The following is a 19175-nucleotide window of genomic DNA, read 5'->3' as shown; positions in this document are numbered from 1 at the left end:
TCTGACTTTTGTGCCTAAGAGGTGCTGCCTCAGGTTACGGAGTTGCTCTAAAGGCTTTAGAAATCAAATGTTGAGAATGAAAAAGCTAGGATATGGTCGGCAATGTATTTGTGTGTGGCGGTGGTTGGGTGCGTCACGCCCCAGAATATATAACTGTCTGAACCATAGGTCGCACAATCATTGGTTAAGCTGTGGCTTTTCAGGTAGTCCGCGGCTGAGCTTCGATTAATATCAAGACAAGCGTCACTCGCGTTTCGAAATCCATGTTGTTCTGGGTTATCGGTAATGCTGGCGAACAAGGCACTCGCATCGAACAACACCACATTTTTCCCCATACCTTGGTAATACCCGGCTTGAGCTTTGATGAACTGGTTAAATTCTAAGATCTTGCCACGAACTTTTATTATCTCTTGTTCGGTAGAGTATTTGAATTGAGGGGCTTTGGTTGCATCGGGTAAGGTGAACAGCAGGATATTGTTCGCACCAGATTCTGTTAAGCGGATCAGCGCGCTGCTAAAGTCAGCCTTTACATCGGCGACTTCTCGGTTGTAATTCATGAAGTCATTGAGGCCAAACTCTAAAGTAAACAGTGAGTTTTCCGGACGATAGTTTTTGGCGACTTTCATGTAGGTCAGATAAGAGGTGACTTGATCATAAACACCAGTCAATGCCACGTATTGGTTGGTACCTGCGGCGCCACCCACAGCCCAGTTATACAGAGGGACATCTTTCGCTTTTGCTAAATACTCCGTCCAGACTAAACCATTCGAAAAGTGCCCTAAAAACCACGAATCTGCGTTCGGAAAAACCCATTGTGAGCCATTAAATAGATTACCAGTGTCGGACAGGCTATCACCAAAGGTGACAATACGATTGATGCTACTGGCTTGAAAAGCGTTGTCGTTGGTCCAGATTGAGTGGTTGTAAGAGAAGCGATTATCTGCGGCAAAATAGGTGATGTCTCCGACATCATGTTGGATGTCGAGCGTCTGTTCGCAACGTTGTTTAATTTCCGATTGCGGGGCATCGCTGTAGAACATGTTTTTGAATGAAACGGAAGACCACCAATATCCGTTGATCGTGTAGTAATCACCACTCTCTTTCTTTGCCCACTTCCAGTCGGTGGCTGGGGAATCATGAGAGGCATCGGTTCGATACCAACATCTAACATATGAATAGGTCTCTGAGCCTTGTGCACTGAGTACTTGTGCAGATGTAATCGATTCAGGTGTTGGTATTGAGTCTTCAGCGGCATAAGCGCCAAAAGGCAGGGCTAACGTGAGTATTAAAGCCGTATTTTTCATCACTGTATTCTCTTTTATATTTAGATGAGCCAAACAGAAACGCTGTTGCTTGTTTCTTGTTTCTTGTTTCTTGATAAGTGGATAAGTGGATAAGTGGATAAGTGGATAAGTGGATAACTGGTACGACCTATATCTAAAATCAATAATTAGCGTCAATATATTCAGGGTTGTGGTGTGTCGTTAATGGAATAAGCCTCAAGTTATCAACGAGTTTTTGGTTGAAAAATACCTGTTTCCAAACGGTTATTTGTCGAATAATTTTGGTTTATTGAGAATGTTGAATTGATATTTGAGTCGGGATATTGAAAGAACAATCTCATCAACCTTAGTTAAATGTTAATTTAATCAATTGCTTATGTTTTGTTCTCCTGATTCTGTTTGCCTGATGTTCATCGCACCTGTTTAATTCAAGTTCGCCATCACAAATATGAAGTCGTTACTTTCTGTTTTATAAAATCATCATCTACGGTTCTTTTACTCATCAGAGGTCTAATCTGTTTAAGGAAAGAGCATTGAAAAAGATATTAATTTGGACGATAGCCTGCCTATCCAGTTTTGGCGTATATGCCGGAACGAGCGCATCAGCATTAGAAGCCAGCGGATACACAGAAACGAAATACCCCATTATGTTGGTACATGGTCTGTTTGGTTTCGATACATTAGCGGGCGTTGACTATTTCTATGGCGTACCTGAATCCCTAACCAAAGATGGCGCGAACGTATATGTCGCTCAGGTCTCTGCAACCAACAGTTCAGAGGTCCGTGGTGAACAGTTACTCAGCCAAGTTGAAACGCTGTTAGCTGCAACAGGAGCAAGTAAGGTGAATCTGGTTGGTCATAGCCACGGTGGGCCTACGGCTCGTTATGTTGCGTCAGTTCGACCTGATCTTGTTGCTTCAGTGACCAGTATTGGCGGTGTGCATAAAGGTTCTAAGGTCGCTGATCTCGTTCGAGGGAACGTATCTGAAGGCTCTGTCACAGAAGGTATCGCGGTTAAATTAGCAGGTGGATTAACGACACTGATTAACCTTTTATCTGGTGGAACGGATCTCGACCAAGACGGCCTCGCTTCTCTTGAAGCATTGACCACAGAAGGCTCGCTAGCCTTCAACCAGTTTTACCCTGAGGGCGTTCCGACGTCTGAGTGTGGCGATGGTGAGTGGCAAGCAAGTAACGGCGTTTATTACTATTCATGGACAGGGTCTTCCACTTTTACCAACCTTCTTGATCCTACCGACGGAGCGATGACAATCCTAGGCTTAGCCTTCAACGAACCTAATGATGGCTTAGTAGGAGCATGCAGCGCGCATTTGGGCAAAGTGATTGGTGATGATTACAAAATGAACCACCTAGATGAGATTAATGGGTTATTGGGAATTCACCACTTGTTTGAGACAGATCCTGTAACTCTATATCGTCAGCATGCCAATCGATTGAAGTTGGCTGGCTTGTAGTCTGCAAAGCCGTTTAATAAGAAAACAAGGGAAGTATGATGAAAAAGACCGCCATTTTGTCGATAACCACGATAGCCCTGATGAGCACAGCGGCGGTCTTTTTATATCTAAATAATCAAGATACACATACTGACGACGAACAACGCGTCTCCTCATTGAAAGTCACCTCTCAGCAAGATACCGACATCGATAACGCATCAGCAAAAGACATGATGGAATATTTCGTGTCAGGTAATACAGAATTAACCCTTGAAGATATTCGAGACAACGTGGCGAAACACCACGAACAATCATCAACAACCGTGGTTGATGAAGCACTGTTTGCCAAATATCTTGAGTATAAGTCGGCACTGACATCGTTGGACGTGCAGTTCGGTACCACATCCATTTCCGCTGATGATCTACGTGCACTCAATCAAGCGCTCCTTGACCTCCAAGCTCAGTTTTTCAGTGAGAGCGAGATAAGTATTCTGTTTACGCACGACAACAGAATGAGAGAAATCGCCTTAGAAAAGTTACTTCTGAAACAGGAGGGATTAGAGGATGAAGAATACCAACAAAGACTCGAATCCTATCTATCTGAGCAACCTGATTATGTTCAGTCGAGTCACCAGAATCAGGTGTTACTCCAACAGCTCTCTAGCTCTGAAGGTCTCGATGAACAGGGTAAATACTTAAAGAGAAGCGAACTTGTCGGTGAAGAAGTAACCCAGAGACTTGAAGCACTTGATAAACAAAGAGCGGCCTTTGAAGACTCGTTAGAGGTCTACTTCGCAGAACGAAATGATGTCTTGAAAGATTCATTCCTATCAAAAACCGAACAACAAGAGAAGATTGCGCAACTTAGGACTGAACATTTCCTACCAGAACAGCTTAGAAGGGTAGAAGCGATTGAAAGAATTCGAGCGGCTGAATCTCGTCAGTAGTGTCTAAAAGCGAAAAACCAGCCATGATGGCTGGCTTTTTGTTTATCGGCGAGTTCTAAAGAGCATACAGCCTGAATCTGTTTGCCTTGAACTTCGTACCTTGAAGCCTATACCTTAAAGTAATCCAACTGCTGCTTCTGTTGTTCTGCTAGGTTAGAAAGCTCGTGGCTTGCTGCAGCGGCTTGAGTAATGCCGGTAACGTTTTGGCTTACTAGGCTGTAGATGTTTGAGATGTTACGGTTGATGTCTGAGGTTACTTGGCTTTGCTCTTCGGCGGCAGAGGCAACCTGAGTGTTAATCTCAGTCATGTCCGTTACCGAGTTAGCAATGCCTGAAAGCGCCGCGCTTACTTCACCTGCAAGAGTTTGGTTGTGTTCCAGCATAGATAATGAGCTGCTCATGCTTTCATTCGCGTTACCGGATTGAACCTGCAAACCTTCTATGATGGTTTGGATCTCTTTGGTTGAATCTTGTGTACGTGCCGCTAGCATTCGAACTTCATCAGCAACCACTGCGAAACCACGACCGCTTTCACCTGCACGAGCGGCTTCGATTGCTGCGTTAAGCGCCAGCAGGTTAGTTTGTTCAGAGATACTTTGAATCACCTCAATCACTTTACCAATCTGTTCAGAGTGCTCTTTTAGCGTGCCCACAACATTTGCAGCTTCGCTTAGCTGAATCGCCATCTGTTCGTTAGCTTTGTTGCTTTCATTAAACAAGCTCATGCTGTGTGTCGCCATTTCGTCAGCTTGCTTAGACGCTGAGTCGGCTTGTACTGCGTTCTCATTAACGTGTGCTGCTGTGCTTTCTAATTGGTTTACAGCAGAAGCAACTTGTTCTACTTCTTGCTTTTCTTGGTCTGAATTAACGCTCGATTGTGTCATTACTGCTGCTAGCTCTGTCGACGCAGAAGCCACTTCGATACTGATTCGAGACAGCGAGCTTACCGTGTCACGCAGCTGTTCAACAGACTGGTTTACGTCTTGCGCTAGGCGTGAGATTTCGTTGTCGCCATACTCTTCTGCTTTAACTAACAAGTTACCTTTTGCTACTTCCCGCATCGTTTCTTGAATGTTGCTGATCGGCTTAACAATGATACCAGCCAGCGTCCAACTGATAATTAGAGCTACAGACAGGATCACCAACAGTGCAATGGTCGCAGTAGTCAGCGTGCTAGCGTGTTGCTGGCCGTTGATGTCGACCTCTTGAGTGGCAAGCAAGTTCAGCTTTTTAGACAGAGTATTGATCGCTTGCACCATTTCATTACCCGCATGTCGGTATTGGTCGATTGCGATCTGGTAGCGGTTTTCAAAATCTGAAGATAGTGATGCATCGCCGTGTTTCGCTCTTAATAGCGGAAGCATGGTGGTACGAGAAAAATCGACATAGTGATTCATCGCTTTGTTCATCGCGGCCACTTCATCTTGCATGCCTGGCACTGTGTCTAATGAATTCAGTAGGCGAGTATTCTGATCGCGTTTTTGGTTTAGTGTTTCAACCAATGTTTTTACGTCATCAGCATTGAATAGACTGTAAATCGCTTTGATGCGCATGCCATAGCTGTTGTCGACGATTTCGCTTAGTTCTTCTTTATGTAAGATTAATTGGTCGGTCGCTACTGATACATCTTTGAATGCACTTTCTAGCTTTTCACTACCGATAATGACACCGGCTAAAAGTAAAACGACGGAAAATAGTACGGGTATAAGAATTTGTATTTTGATTGATAAGCCACTGAGAAGTTGGCGCATGTAATGTCCTTCTTGAATAAAACAAATAGATGAGAATTATTATTATTATTATTAGAATTAGTTGGCGATTCTAACTAATGAGACTGACAATTCAATCAGTAAAGGCTTTGATTTCGTTATATGCGATAGGTATTTGATATAGATGGTTGTTTATTGTTCTAAATGGCGATAAAGGTGGATCTTTTTATCCATCGTGTTAGGGCTAATTGATTGATAAATAGAGAAATATATTGGTTAGTATTCGATATAAATAGGGAAGGAAATCTAGCTTTTTGGTGCTCAAACGATGGTGAGACCTGCATTCACTAACTGCATCTGATGGGGGCGCGACTATCAATTCATCGAGTAGGAGAGAAATTAGCCATTAATTTGTAGTTGTCATATAGGCTTCAATTAAGTGAAACACAACTGTCACATTCGGATTCTAAAGTAGGCCTCGTTCAAGCAAAACATTACGGCAATAACGCCACTAAAGGAAATTTGTGATGAAAAAGACAGTTATCGGTGCAATCGCACTACTAGGCGCTCTAACAGTGAATACAGCTTCAGCTAAAGAAACTATCTCTGTAGTTGGCTCTAACAGTGCTTCTCCACTGGTTGAAGTTTTTGCAGAAACCTACATGAATAAAGGCGAACCAGTGTTCATCGAAATTCAAGCACCAGGTTCTTCTGCAGGCATCAAAGCAGCAAAAAATGGAAGTGCTGACCTTGGTATCTCTTCTCGTGACCTAAAAGAAGAAGAGAAAACAGCTGACCTGAAAGAGCTAGTTATCGCTCGTGACGGTATCGCAGTTGTTGTTAACCCGAACAACGAAGTATCTGCTCTTACTGCTGAGCAAATCACTTCAATCTACAAAGGCGACATCACTAACTGGAAAGATGTTGGCGGTGCTGATAAACCAATCGTAGCAATCACTCGTGATACTGCATCAGGTACACGTGGTGCATTCGAAGACATCATGAAGCTTAAGAAGAAGATTGGCGATAAGAAAGTATCGGCTATCTCTCAACGTGCACAAGTTGCAAACGGTAACGGCGCACTTAAAGTTTCTGTAGCAAGCAACCCATACGCTATCGGCTTTATCTCTCTAGGTACAGTTGACGAATCTGTTCAAGCTCTAACTATCGACGGCGCTGCTGCGACTGTAGACAACGTTAAGAACGGTTCTTACAAAGTTGCTCGTCCATTCCTAGTTCTTTACAAAGCAGGCGCTCCAACAGCTGAAACTCAACAATTCCTAGATTGGATGGTTGCAGATGAAGCTCAAGCTATCGCTGGTAAGAAAGGCTACATCACAGTTAACTAATCTTAACTGACTCAATCTTAATTATTGCTCAGCCTGCTTTAGGCTGAGCCTTTTCTTTCAACTTTGTTTATTTCGAGCTCTTATTGAGCCACAAAGTTTGAGATTTTATATATGACCATCGCAAATAGTGAAAAGCTTATGAATACTGAAGCGACTCAAATCAACAAGCCAAGTCTACGTGCTAAGAAGCGCATCGACTGGAGAGAAAGAATCTTCCACGGCTTGTTCTTATCGAGTGCTGTAATCGGCATCGTATCACTAGCCGTTATCGCTTACTTTATCGTTGCAGAGAGTATCCCTGCATTCCAAGAGGCCGGTGTTTCTGGCATCGTTATGGGTGTTGACTGGTTACCTCCAGCTCTATTCGGTGTTGCAACCATGATTGTTGCATCGATTGTTTCGACACTTGGAGCTGTAGTTGTTGGTGTGCCAGTTGGTGTATTAACCGCTATTTTTATTGCTGAGATTGCTCCAAAGCGTCTTGCAGATATTATTCGACCAGCAGTTGAGCTTCTAGCGGGTATCCCGTCGGTAGTTTACGGCTTCTTCGGTCTAGTAATTATCGTTCCAATGATTCAAAACGTTTTCCAAGTACCAGCGGGTAACACTATCCTGGCGGGTATCATTGTTCTGGGTATCATGATTCTTCCTACCGTTATCACGGTTTCTGAAACTTCGATTCGTGCTGTACCTCGCACATACAAAGAAGGTTCACTTGCACTGGGTGCTTCGAAAATCTACACGATTTTTAAGCTACTCGTTCCTGCTGCACGTTCAGGCATTATGACTGGTGTGATTTTGGGTATCGGCCGCGCACTTGGCGAAACGATGGCAATCATCATGGTTATGGGTAACGCGCCAGCAATGCCAGAAGGCATTTTGGACTCTGCTCGTACGCTAACAGCAAACATTGCAATTGAAATGTCTTACGCAAGTGGCGTTCACGCTAACGCACTGTACGCAACAGGTGTTGTACTTCTAGTGTTCATCATGATGTTAAATGGTGCTCTACTTTATCTTAACCGTGAAAAAGCGAAGTAGGCGAGGATAAGTAATATGGATCGCGTAAAACTAAAACAAGCACGTCAAACCAAAGATAACATCCTAAAAGGTTTTATCTGGGCAGCTGCAGCTGTAACCGTTGGTTTCTTATTCTGGATTATTTGGTACATCCTATCGAACGGTCTGCAATACGTAGATTGGAACTTCATCACTGACGATTACACTCGTACTGGTGAAGAACGTGGTATTTTCCCAATGATCATTGCCACGATCTACATGGTAATCGCATCGATTGCGGTAGCCGCGCCACTGGGCATCATGACGGCGATATACTTAACTGAATATGCGAAAGTAGGTAGCCGATTGGTGAAAGTGATTCGATTCTGTACTGAGTCGTTAGCTGGTATCCCATCGATCATCTTTGGTCTGTTCGGTATGACCTTCTTTGTTTCGATTCTTGGTCTTGGCTTCTCGATTCTGTCGGGTGCACTAACGCTAAGTATCCTGATTCTTCCTGTAATCATTCGTACTACAGAAGAAGCATTGATGGCAGTGCCACAAACTTACCGCGAAGGCTCATACGGCCTTGGCGCTTCAAAAATCTACACTATCTGGCGTTTGATCTTACCAAGCGCAATGCCAGGTATCTTAACTTCGGTCATTCTTAGTATTGGTCGTGTAATTGGCGAATCAGCACCTGTATTTTTAACAGCAGGTATGGTGGCACGTGTTCCTGAGTCGGTATTCGATTCTGGCCGTACACTAACGGTTCACCTATATAAGCTGACAACAGAGCTATTTACTATCGATGAGTGGAACCAAGCCTACGGCACGGCGACAGTCCTAATCGTACTGGTTCTCTTGATCAACATGGTTACAAAACTGATTGCGAGACGCTTCAACACGGCAACTTACTAAGCTCATTAGCTGGCTCATAAATAAAGCGAGCCCCCGTGATAAAGAAAGCATCAAGTTAGACACGAATTTAAGAATTTAGAGATTACGAACATGAATAAATTTGATATTGAGAACCTAGATCTGTTTTACGGCGACAACCAAGCGCTTAAATCTATCAACCTGCCAATTCCAACTCGCCAGGTTACTGCTCTGATTGGCCCGTCTGGCTGTGGTAAATCAACACTATTGCGTTGTTTGAACCGCATGAATGACCTAATTGAAGGCGTTACGATTAAGGGTAAGCTGGATATGGATGGCACTGACATCTACGGTAATATCGATGTCGCTGACCTACGTATCCGCGTAGGCATGGTATTCCAAAAGCCAAACCCGTTCCCAATGAGCATCTACGAGAACGTGGCATACGGCCTACGTGCTCAAGGTATCAAAGACAAAAAACACATCGATGAAGTGGTTGAGCGCTCGCTACGCAGTGCTGCACTGTGGGATGAAGTAAAAGACCGTCTTAAAGCGCATGCATTTGGTCTGTCTGGTGGTCAACAACAGCGTCTATGTATCGCACGTACCATTGCAATGGAACCAGATGTAATCCTGATGGATGAACCAACATCGGCTCTAGACCCAATCGCGACACACAAGATTGAAGAATTGATGGAAGATCTGAAGAAAGACTTCACTATCGTTATCGTAACGCACTCAATGCAGCAAGCGCGTCGTATCTCAGACCGCACGGCTTTCTTCCTAATGGGAGAGCTTGTAGAGCATAACGAAACCAGCGTTATCTTCAGTGAACCAAAAGATGATCGTACTAAAGGTTACGTAAACGGTGACTTCGGTTAATCGACGATTTACGTGTGGTATTTAAGCGATTAGATACCTTTACACACTAACTGAAACGCAGGTTAGATAATCGAATAGAACAACAGAATTATCACTATAACTATAAGCGATGGAAGTTTTGCCCCACTATAGGTGGGGCTTTTTTATGTGTCTAAAAAATCCCCAATGTCGATGTGATTTTGGGCAGAGAATCCCATTTTTGTCGTCCTTCTCATGCTTGTGATAATGTTAAAGGTGAAACTGCGACCCGCTTAACATCTCATTTTTACTTACATTGATTGCATATCAAGCCTTCTGTATTTTTGCTTTATTCTTAATCGCCAATGGAAGGAAGCTGTGCCTGTTAAAGCCTTTGCAAAACAAATATCTGCGACACGCGACCATCGTCTGTTGGCTGAGTCTCTTTTTGACTATCTGGTTAAGGTACTTACTCCAAAAGGGATAGGAATATTTGCTGAACCGACGCCGGAGAGCGACGCATTACCGCTTTTTTCTTATGGCGACCTAACCTCATTGGCGAGCTACCCCTCTACATTTTGGCCGTGGGTCTCACAGTTTGATACCGCAGACGGGGTTTTGCCAATGGCTATCAACACCTGCAAGTGGGAACACATGAAAGTGCTTGGTGGGGAGTCGTTCATCATGATGCTAGACAACGCGCCTGCCTGCAGAACTTATTTAATTGTTCAAAATTGCAATGCTCAGCAGATCAACCAAACGTTCGACCAAGATCTTGATGTCCTTCAACTAGCCGCAGCTCGCTGGCAGTGTATTCGTGCGGAAAAGAACGCGGCACTTGAGATCAAACACAGAGACACACGTGAAGCGCAGTACCTTGATGAAATTAAGCTGCGAGAGCTATTTGTTGAGAACATGAAACTAGTCCATCAGGTCGCGTTAGAGCTTTCTAATCCTGACTCTTTGGATGCTTTGTATAAGGCTTCTGTTGAGGCAGTGCGCGACCGTCTAGGCTTTGACCGTGCGATCTTCATGTTACTCGATATGAAAAAGCGCTGCTTTAGTGGCACTTACGGCACCGATGAGCGGGGAAAAACTAACAGCGAGCATCATACTCAGTACGATTTACATCAACTTGAAGCCGAATATATTGAGGCGTTGTCTGACAATCACATCAACCTAGTTATTATTGAGAAAGCGCCGCTATACACCGAAGGCAAGGTCGTAGGGCAAGGTTGGAATGGCATGTTGATCTTACGTGAAGGGGATAAACCCGTCGGTTGGATCGCAATGGACAATTACATTCACCGTTCACCCATCACTAATTATCAAAAGCAGATGCTTGAATCCTTTGGTTCTCTGCTTTCTCAGATCTACATTCGTAAGCGCCAAGAACAGAATATACGGATGTTGCACTCAAGCATGGTGGAGTTGTCTCGCTGCGATAGCGTCAGTGAAGTGTGTAAATCGGCGGTGAGCTTTGCGATTCAGCATTTAGGCATCGACCGACTGGCTGTTTTCCTCACCGATAAAAATTGCAGTTACATGCAAGGTACGTGGGGCACGGACATAAAAGGCGATATTGTCGATGAATCTTATTATCGCTCAGAGCTGGTGGAGCGTGACATTGTAGCCGCAGCTCGCGCTTGCCCTAATCAAGTCGCCTTTGAAGAGTCCGTGCCTATCTATCACGATTTCAATATTGTGGGAGTCGGTTGGACTGCAATGACGATGCTCACCACCAATACGGGTGAACCGATTGCGTTTATCGCTGCAGATAACTTGTTAACTCGCAGCCCTTTAACCTCACAACTGCGTGAAGTGATACGTATCTTCGCTTCGAGTTTAGCGGAGGTGCTACAGAGAACTATGGCGCAAGAGGAGCTCAAAAAGCTCAATGAGACGCTAGAGCAAGAGGTCAGTAAGCGCACTCAAGAGCTTGAACGAGCCAATGAGCAGTTGGATATCATCTCTAAGCTTGACCCTCTGACACGCCTTGGAAATCGTCGTATGTTGTCGCAGGTTTTAGATGATCTCAATTGTGATGATCAAGGGGCATTTGCCACAGAGCACGAAGTCACGTTTGGGCTCATTCTTGTTGACCTTGATCACTTTGGTTTGTACAACACGGTTTACGGGCATACGGAAGGTGACGCTGCTCTGCGCACTATAGGCAAGATACTTAATGCTCATGTTCATAGCGATAAGGAAACCTTCTGCCGTATTGGTGGTGAAGAGTTTATGTTGTTGATGATCGGCACTCATCACTCTGAAACTAAACAGCGTGCAGAGTCGATCAGAAAATGCATTGAAGAGGCAAAGATCCTTCATTGTGAAAGCAGTACCAGCCAGTATTTAACCGCATCTGTCGGCTATGCCTCGATAACCTCAGACCAACATCAATTCGATTTCGATCTGCTGTATGGCAAGGCAGACAAAGCCTTGTATCAAGCTAAAGACTCAGGGCGAAATCAAATTGTATCTGCTCTAAAGCGAAGAAAGGTCGCGACGCCACTGATTTAGTTTGGCGTTTATTTTTTCTGATATCAAAACGATTGAAGCCGTGATGATCACAATGTGGTCATCACGGCTTCGTTCTTTTTTGTTTACTTAGATTTTCTGTTTAACTAGCTTTCTGCTTACTTAGAACGCTGGTTAATTAAAGCCTTTCTAATGTGCTCTTGTGTGTTTTGTTCGAGATGCGTTTTGGTTTCTTAACCGCTTTGATTGCTAGAGCTGGATCCCATGACTGACTTGGTGAACCAGCTTCAGCGTAGAGGCTCTGATTTAGCTTGGTGAGCTCAGCTTCGATTGTTTCTAACGTCTCATCACTCAAGTCTGAATTTTCTGTTTTCCACTGTTCGAACAAAGTTCTCGTCTTCACACCGTCTTTCATTTTCAGAGCGGCAATAAGCGCTTCTGCCGTATCGGATTGACGTTCATCTTTTTGCTTTTGTTTTACTGCTGTACCGCGGCGTGACCAGAAGTAGAAAGCAAGCGCCGAGCTGATTAACCATAACGCAGCAAACAGCGCCGTTAGATAAGGCCACATTCCTGAGTTTTCAACGGTAACAATCGTCGGGCTGGCTTGCTGAATTGGTGTTTCCATAACAGGAGGCGGCGTGCTTGAGATCGCGCGATCACTTGCCTGAACCGACAACTCAAGCCCAAGAGCCTTACTGGTTTTTTGTGATTGCGAATCGGTGTTAAACCAAGTTTGAGAAACACCAGGCAGGGAGATGCTTCCAGATTCCTTAGGGATGAGAACCTGCTTATAAACAACGATAGCATTACCGGATTGGGTAGTACCAAATTGCGGTTTCTCTTCATACACGCGCACCGATTTAGGGTAGGTGATGTTCAGTTTTGGTAACTGGTGTTGGGTCAAGTTGCTGGCTGTCATTGTGATGGTACGAGTTAACGAATCACCGGCTTCCATCTCAATATTCTGCTTGTCGCCACCTAAAGTATTGCTACCTGTCAGCTCGTTGCCTTGGCTATCTGACCATTTCTGAATCAACTTGAAGTTCGATGTTGGTAACCACTCACCTTGATAGCCTTTTGGTACAGGATTCACTGTGACATCTAAGGTTTCAACGGGCGTGTCGAGTTGGAAAAGGCGCGTTGTGCTTGAGTTGTTGGTTGAGTAAACAACTGCACCAGTTAACTTCGGCCCTTGAAGCTGAAATTGCCCTGCTTGTTGTGACGATATATGGAAAGATTGCTGAACAACGGTGACTTCTTGTCCGTTGATAACATCTTGAAATTGCTTAGACTCTCCAATAGGTTCTACGTCTAATTTCGCTGAACTTGGTGGTGCGATTTTAGGATCTTGCAGTCTTCTAGGATCAGCCTTAATAATGAGTTTTACATCAAGCTCTGCGACCTCTTGAGGGTACAGCGAATCTTTACTCAGATTAAGTTGAAACTCGGCCATATCACTCTGCTTTGGAGCGGCTTTATTAACCGCAACGTTGATGGTGATCGGTTGGGTTTTTGCGCCGTCAATATCAAAGCTAGGTATCTCAAATCGGCCTAATCGAAGTGGGGCAAGGGTAATATTCCATTCGCTAGACACCGAACGGCTGCCATTGACGATTCGCATCGACGACCCAAATCTTGGGGTGCTGACGTAGAAATCCTTCTGAAGGGGGGATAGATCTAAAGCACCGGACGATACTTTTTCATCGGTCGCCACTCTAAGTAGGAAGACTTCATCTTTGGTCACACTGTTTTGCGAAACGCTCGCAACAGCGGTTGCTGCGAATACAGAATGTGACGAGAAAGCACCGATTAACAGTGTCAGTAGTATTGATAAAAATGGCTTGTTTAAAAATCGCATGGTTACCACTTTTTGTTTTGGTTGTTAGGAGCACTTTTTTGTCGTGCTTGTAGAATCATTTGCGCTTTAAGCAGTTGGCTCGGATCACGGGCGCTTTCTACTTGCTCAAGTTTTCGCATATCAGGATCGCTCGATATAGGCTGACCTGACACTTGTGTTGCGGCTTGTTGAGCATTGTTATCACGGTCTTCCTTAGCTGCCTCTTGCGCTTGAGCAATTTGAGATGCTGAGTCATCTTTATCTTGTGACTGCTTATCTGCTTGATCCGGTTTGTTTTGTTGCTCAGCTTGCTTGTCATTTTCTTCATCCGTTTTGGAATCAGAGCGGTTATCAGCTTGGCTTTGGTCAGTATTCTGAGCTTGGCTTTCACTTTGATCTTGGTTGCCGCTTTGATCTTGCGACTTCCCATTGTCAGCTGAGCTTTGTTTTTGATCCTGCGAGCTTTGCGAAGAATTATTTTGCTGACCTTGCTGACCTTGCTGACCTTGCTGACCTTGCTGACTTTGGTCTTTGGATTCAGAATCGTTTTGCTGTTGCTGTTGCTGTTGCTTCTGGGCCTGTTCGACGATTTCTAGGTTCTTCTTCGCGTAAGCATGGTCAGGGTTGCTTTCGAGAATACGTTGATACTCTTCAATCGCTTGGTCGTACTTGCCTTGCTTTGCTTGTGCATTGGCGAGGTTGTAGCGAGCATCTTCGCCAGAAAGGTCTTGCAGCGTCTGTTCGGCCGCTTCGAAATCACCGGCTTTGTATTGCGCAATACCTTTCCATTCTTGCTGTTCGAACTGTTCTGCGGCTTGTTGAAAATCCTCATCTTGATACAACTGATAACCCACTTGGTCATCGGTTTTCCAAGGGCTCGCAAGCGCAGTATTCGGTTGGCTGAACGAGACAAGCACAGCTAGGCCACACCAAATGACCCCTTTTCGAAATAGCCCAAGTGCAGGAAGTAACAGAAACGGCAATAGCCAGAAACCGTTGTTAACTCTGGTATTGAGTGAGTTATTGGTCTTGGTGACTTCTAATGTCGTAGCAATTCGGTCGAGATAATTCGCAATGTGCTCAACATCTGAGTTATCAAATTGAACCTCAGTAAAAGTGCCACCATAGCTGCGTGTAAGCTCACGCATGTTATTTAAGTTGGTTCTTGCGACCACGGTTTGTCCCGAGTCGGTTTTCAGCATCGAGCCGCTTGGTAGAGAGATCGGCGCACCGCTTTTCGTTCCTACCGCTAGAATCGACAATGTCCAATTGCCACCTGAGAGTAGGGAATCGATCTCTTGCTTCTCTTGGTCGTCGATATCATCCGCAATCAACACCAAGTCGCCGTGGTAGATATGAGCGCGAGTCATCATCTCAATGGCGAGTTTGACTGCTGACGTAGCATCACCGCCTTGGAATGGCATGATCTCCGGAGATAGGTTAGGAACTAAGTTCTTGATGGTGTTGATGTCAGACGTTAGCGGACTAATGGTGTAAGCATCCCCAGCGTAGGCCACCATTCCTGTTAGGCCTTCATTCCATAATGAAAGCAGGTCCAAAGCTTTATATCGTGCCTGTGTTAAACGGTTCGGTTTAATATCTGTGGCGTACAGAGACATCGACATATCCATTATCACAACTCGCGCCTGCGTTTTTTCAAAGCTTGGTTGTTCGTTTTTTTCAAAGCTTGGTCCAGCTAACGCAATAACGCCGACCAGCCACCAAATACCGAAATAAGTACTGCGGTTTTTCGATGGCTTGCTCGATTCAGGAGCCAAATAGCGGGCGATGTGTGACGCTAATAACCCTTGCTTGGATTGTCTTTTGCTAAGCCACCAAATAGCGGGCAGCGCGGCAAGCGCCAAGAACCAATAAGGGTAGATAAAAGTAAAGTTAGACATTGTTTCTCCTAATGGCTAACAGCATAAATGCGAAGAACATTGCCGCAGACAGTGGCCATACGAACCACTCTTGTTGCGGTCGCCATATCTTAGTGGCGTTCGTCACGGGCTCTAACTGATTGATGGTGTCGTAAATCGTTGCCAGTTCTTTGCTGTCTCGCGCTCGGAAGTATTGACCGCCAGTGCGTTTGGCGATTTCAATTAACGTACGTTCATCTAGGTCTTGAGCGGTATTGACCTTACGAGTCATGAAGAACTCTTTGACCATCATTTCACCCGCACCGACACCTACGGTGTAAATCGTCGCGTCGTATTTCTTTGCAATATCCGCGGCTTCTAGTGGGTCTAATACCCCGGCCGTATTACTGCCGTCACTGAGTAGAATCATTACCCGCTGAGGCGCATCGCTATCGACAAAGGTTTTGGTAGCGAGGCCAATTCCATCACCGATCGCAGTTTGAGTACCAATCAGCTTTAGCACAGCCTGATTGAGTTGTTGTGAAAGCGTATCTCTATCTAACGTAAGTGGCGTCTGCAAGTAGGCGTGATCAGCAAATAGCACCAATCCGACTCGGTCGCCTTTTCGTCGCTCAATAAAGTCACTCAATACATGTTTCACCGCAGATAAGCGATCGATGTATTCGCCATTGAACTGCATGTCTTCTTGGCTCATCGAGTAGGAGAGGTCGACAACCAACATCAAATCACGGTGTTTCGGCTGAAACTCAACCGGTTCACCGTACCAAACGGGGCGTGCCATGGCCGTTACCAATAAAAGCCAGATGATGACCGACAAGGCTTTAGGTAAGCGATTGCTCGGCGTTTTGGTATTACTGTCCTCGGGCAAAAACGGAAGCCTTAGGGCATTGTTCGATTCCGCCTTAGGAGAGAACAAGTAAACGAGAACCGGCAGTGGCGCGAGGAAAAACATCCACCACCAAACGAATTCAATATTTAGTAAGCTCGTGTTTAAAAGATCAGTCATAACGACCTCGCTTTGGAGGAAGAGCTTTACGAAGCCAGTTTTCGCAGTCATTAACCAATTGCTGTTGAGCCTTTTTCTGTTCGTCGTTCATTAAGGGGGCATCTTGGTAGAGTGCTTGTTGCCATTGCGATTGTTTTGCGGCGAACAACGGTTTCGCCAATTGCGCATCTAAGAACGCCAACCAATCATCACCAGATAAGCCTGCCACTTTTTCGCGTGGGAAATAGCTTAGTGCTGCCTGACGAACGATGTCTTGAGCTGCACTCGGAGACAAGGTATTTGAAGGCTGACTATTACGAAAGCAAGCAAGTGCTTCGTTCTTCGCGCATTGGTTCTTTTGTCTGCGTTTTACAATGAAAAACACGAAGACGATCAGAACGATGCCCGTGATACTTACCGCCCACCAGCCCCACGCTAAAGGCCACCAAGTCGGTGCATCTGGTGCAATGACTGGGCTTAAATCTAAGGACTGATTCATGACTGAGATCCTGATATCTGGCTCATTAGTGACTGCGCACTAGACAGAGAGCTATAAGGTATCGCGAGAGATAAACTAAGTTTCTGCAACTGCTGCTTCTTTAATGAAAACGCTTGGTTAAGCTTTTCCTTTTCTTTATTGGAAGAGAAGTTGAACCACTGAGTTTTGTCGCCATCGGTCACCTGTTTAGATCCTTTGTAGGTAGTTTCACCTTGCTCTAGCGGGTCGTAGAAATGCACAAGACGTACTCTGTTGTGTCGGCGAATTTGACTGATAAGTGAGTAGTCACTTTCTTGGTAACGCACAAAGTCACTGAGCATAATAATATCGCTTCCTTTAGGGCAAAGCTGGTGCAGAGATTTCAGTCCATGCTCTAAGGTCGTGTCATTATGATTGTCGTGATTAGTCAGTGCCGTATTATTGATTTCTATGACTTTTTGTAAAATACGCAGTGGAGCATGGTTGCTAGCACTCGGTTTAATCTCAATGATCTCTTGGCCAGTATCTATCACTGCGCCAATACGGTCTTTTTGAGCGACGGTTAACCAACAAAGCTGGCTGGCAAAGTGCGCGAGTTGAACCGATTTAAGCAACAAGGTTGAGCCGAAAATCATACTGCTCGACAGATCTAAGAACAAAATCACAGGCCGTTCTCTTTCTTCAGAAAACAGTTTGGTGTGTGCCTTCCCTGTTCGAGCCGTTACGCGCCAATCAATGCTGCGGATGTCATCGCCCGCCTGATATTGACGAACCTCAGAGAAGTTCATCCCGCGACCTTTACGGTTGCTCTCGTGTTGACCGTTAAGTTGCGACCAAAGACTCTTGGCTGGAGGCAACCATCGAACAGACTGCGCTTTGTATTGCAGCAGTTCGTCCAAATTTAACGTGACACCGTCACTATGGTTGGGTAGTTGGTTATTCATACGCGTATCACCTATGCGCTGCCAACCAGTGAGATAAGGTGTGTAATTACTTGATTGGCCGTAACTCCTTCAGCTTGTGCGTGGTAACTGCGAAGTAGACGGTGGCGTAATACAGGGAATGCCATAGCTTGAACGTCTTGCGGTGTTACGTAATCGCGGCCTGCTAGCCATGCGTGCGCTCGGGCACATCGGTCTAAAGCAATAGTTGCACGTGGGCTGACACCCATATCTAACCATTGATCAAGTTGGTTGCTGTATTGCTTAGGTTGGCGAGTCGCCATAACCAGTCGAATAATGTACTGCTCGATGGTGTCTGCCATGTGAATGTTGAGCACTTCTTGGCGAGCTTCGAAGATAGTTTGTTGAGAAATAGGCTCTGGTTGAACAGGTTGGTTGCCTTGAGCTTCGCCTCTGTTTAGGCGCAAGATCTCAAGTTCACTTTCCATGTCTGGATAAGCCACTTCTAAATGCAGCAAGAAACGGTCTAATTGAGCTTCTGGTAGCGGGTAGGTACCTTCTTGCTCAATCGGGTTTTGCGTTGCCATTACCAAAAACAGGTCCGGTAAAGCATAGGTTTTTCGACCTGCGGTCACCTGTTTTTCCGCCATCGCTTCTAACATAGCGGCTTGTACTTTCGCCGGAGCACGGTTGATCTCATCCGCTAGAATAAGCGAGTTAAAAATCGGCCCAGATTGGAAGGTGAACTCTCCCGTTTCTGGACGGAAAATATCGGTACCAGTTAGGTCGGCAGGCAATAGATCTGGCGTGAATTGAATACGGTGAAAATCTCCCTCAACACAGTCAGCCAGTGACTTTACGGCGCGGGTTTTTGCCAACCCTGGAGGCCCTTCAACAAGGATATGACCATCTGCCAGTAAGGCGATCATCAGTTGCTTAACGAGCTCTTGCTGACCAATGATTTGAGACTCTAAGTAGTTTTGAAGGATTTCGAAATTTGTTTTGTGCATTTTGGACTCTCTGGGTATCCATTTGATTTTTATTTTGAGTATTGGTCACTGATTTCGAGGAAAAAGTTCCAGTACATTTGCGTAATTTATTTTTTCAAAATTGGAAATATTTACAAGTGGTTAGCTAAAAAAATCGTTA

General features: G+C 45.0%; 15 protein-coding genes. 7 read left to right on the top strand and 8 right to left on the bottom strand.

What is annotated here, in order from left to right; all coding sequences use genetic code 11:
* Positions 1–56: 56 nt before the first annotated feature.
* Positions 57–1304, bottom strand: coding sequence for an SGNH/GDSL hydrolase family protein (locus AB4486_RS01170; RefSeq protein ID WP_372116343.1), 1248 nt, complete (start codon positions 1302–1304; stop codon positions 57–59).
* A 512-nt stretch (positions 1305–1816) separates the two neighbouring features.
* On the opposite strand from AB4486_RS01170, the gene AB4486_RS01165 reads away from it, so the two are divergent.
* Both AB4486_RS01165 and AB4486_RS01160 read left to right on the top strand, forming a co-directional pair.
* Positions 1817–2758, top strand: a complete 942-nt coding sequence (locus AB4486_RS01165) for a triacylglycerol lipase (RefSeq protein ID WP_050547032.1) — start codon at positions 1817–1819, stop codon at positions 2756–2758.
* Between the two features lie 38 nt (positions 2759–2796).
* Complete coding sequence (locus AB4486_RS01160; RefSeq protein WP_017064252.1) at positions 2797–3684, top strand: lipase secretion chaperone; 888 nt, start codon at positions 2797–2799, stop codon at positions 3682–3684.
* 107 nt (positions 3685–3791) lie between these two features.
* On the opposite strand, the gene AB4486_RS01155 is transcribed toward AB4486_RS01160, so the two are convergent.
* Positions 3792–5435, bottom strand: a complete 1644-nt coding sequence (locus tag AB4486_RS01155) for a methyl-accepting chemotaxis protein (RefSeq protein WP_372116256.1) — start codon at positions 5433–5435, stop codon at positions 3792–3794.
* Between the two features lie 485 nt (positions 5436–5920).
* On the opposite strand from AB4486_RS01155, the gene AB4486_RS01150 reads away from it, so the two are divergent.
* From AB4486_RS01150 to AB4486_RS01130, 5 genes are all read left to right on the top strand, one after another.
* Positions 5921–6742, top strand: a complete 822-nt coding sequence (locus AB4486_RS01150) for a phosphate ABC transporter substrate-binding protein (RefSeq protein WP_017064254.1) — start codon at positions 5921–5923, stop codon at positions 6740–6742.
* Positions 6743–6853: 111 nt separating this feature from the next.
* Positions 6854–7783: a phosphate ABC transporter permease subunit PstC gene (gene pstC, locus AB4486_RS01145; protein WP_372116254.1), complete on the top strand. Its 930-nt coding sequence runs from the start codon at positions 6854–6856 to the stop codon at positions 7781–7783.
* Between the two features lie 15 nt (positions 7784–7798).
* Entirely contained in the window at positions 7799–8662 is an 864-nt protein-coding gene (gene pstA / locus AB4486_RS01140; protein WP_017064256.1) for a phosphate ABC transporter permease PstA, read from the top strand.
* Between the two features lie 90 nt (positions 8663–8752).
* Positions 8753–9502 (top strand): phosphate ABC transporter ATP-binding protein PstB, encoded by a 750-nt coding sequence (pstB, locus tag AB4486_RS01135; RefSeq protein ID WP_004737715.1) that lies wholly within the window; start codon positions 8753–8755, stop codon positions 9500–9502.
* A 336-nt stretch (positions 9503–9838) separates the two neighbouring features.
* Positions 9839–11983 (top strand): GGDEF domain-containing protein, encoded by a 2145-nt coding sequence (locus AB4486_RS01130; RefSeq protein ID WP_372116253.1) that lies wholly within the window; start codon positions 9839–9841, stop codon positions 11981–11983.
* Positions 11984–12119: 136 nt separating this feature from the next.
* On the opposite strand, the gene AB4486_RS01125 is transcribed toward AB4486_RS01130, so the two are convergent.
* From AB4486_RS01125 to AB4486_RS01100, 6 genes are read right to left on the bottom strand one after another with little or no spacing between them, the layout of a single operon-like run.
* Positions 12120–13802 (bottom strand): BatD family protein, encoded by a 1683-nt coding sequence (locus tag AB4486_RS01125; RefSeq protein ID WP_372116251.1) that lies wholly within the window; start codon positions 13800–13802, stop codon positions 12120–12122.
* Between the two features lie 2 nt (positions 13803–13804).
* Entirely contained in the window at positions 13805–15682 is a 1878-nt protein-coding gene (locus AB4486_RS01120; RefSeq protein WP_372116248.1) for a VWA domain-containing protein, read from the bottom strand.
* Positions 15675–16667, bottom strand: coding sequence for a VWA domain-containing protein (locus AB4486_RS01115; RefSeq protein ID WP_372116245.1), 993 nt, complete (start codon positions 16665–16667; stop codon positions 15675–15677). Before AB4486_RS01115 ends, AB4486_RS01120 begins: the two co-directional genes overlap by 8 nt.
* A complete protein-coding gene (locus AB4486_RS01110) occupies positions 16660–17145 on the bottom strand; it encodes a DUF4381 domain-containing protein (RefSeq protein ID WP_372116244.1) in 486 nt (161 codons plus the stop codon). The genes AB4486_RS01115 and AB4486_RS01110 overlap by 8 nt, the downstream gene beginning before the upstream one ends.
* Positions 17142–18068, bottom strand: a complete 927-nt coding sequence (locus tag AB4486_RS01105; protein ID WP_372116241.1) for a DUF58 domain-containing protein — start codon at positions 18066–18068, stop codon at positions 17142–17144. Before AB4486_RS01105 ends, AB4486_RS01110 begins: the two co-directional genes overlap by 4 nt.
* 11 nt (positions 18069–18079) lie before the next feature.
* Complete coding sequence (locus AB4486_RS01100) at positions 18080–19036, bottom strand: AAA family ATPase (RefSeq protein ID WP_372116239.1); 957 nt, start codon at positions 19034–19036, stop codon at positions 18080–18082.
* Positions 19037–19175 lie beyond the last annotated feature (139 nt).

Source organism: Vibrio sp. 10N.222.55.C6 (assembly GCF_041473395.1).
In the GTDB taxonomy this organism is placed as follows: Bacteria; Pseudomonadota; Gammaproteobacteria; order Enterobacterales; family Vibrionaceae; genus Vibrio; species Vibrio crassostreae_C.
This window is presented reverse-complemented; position numbering and strand designations above follow the sequence as displayed.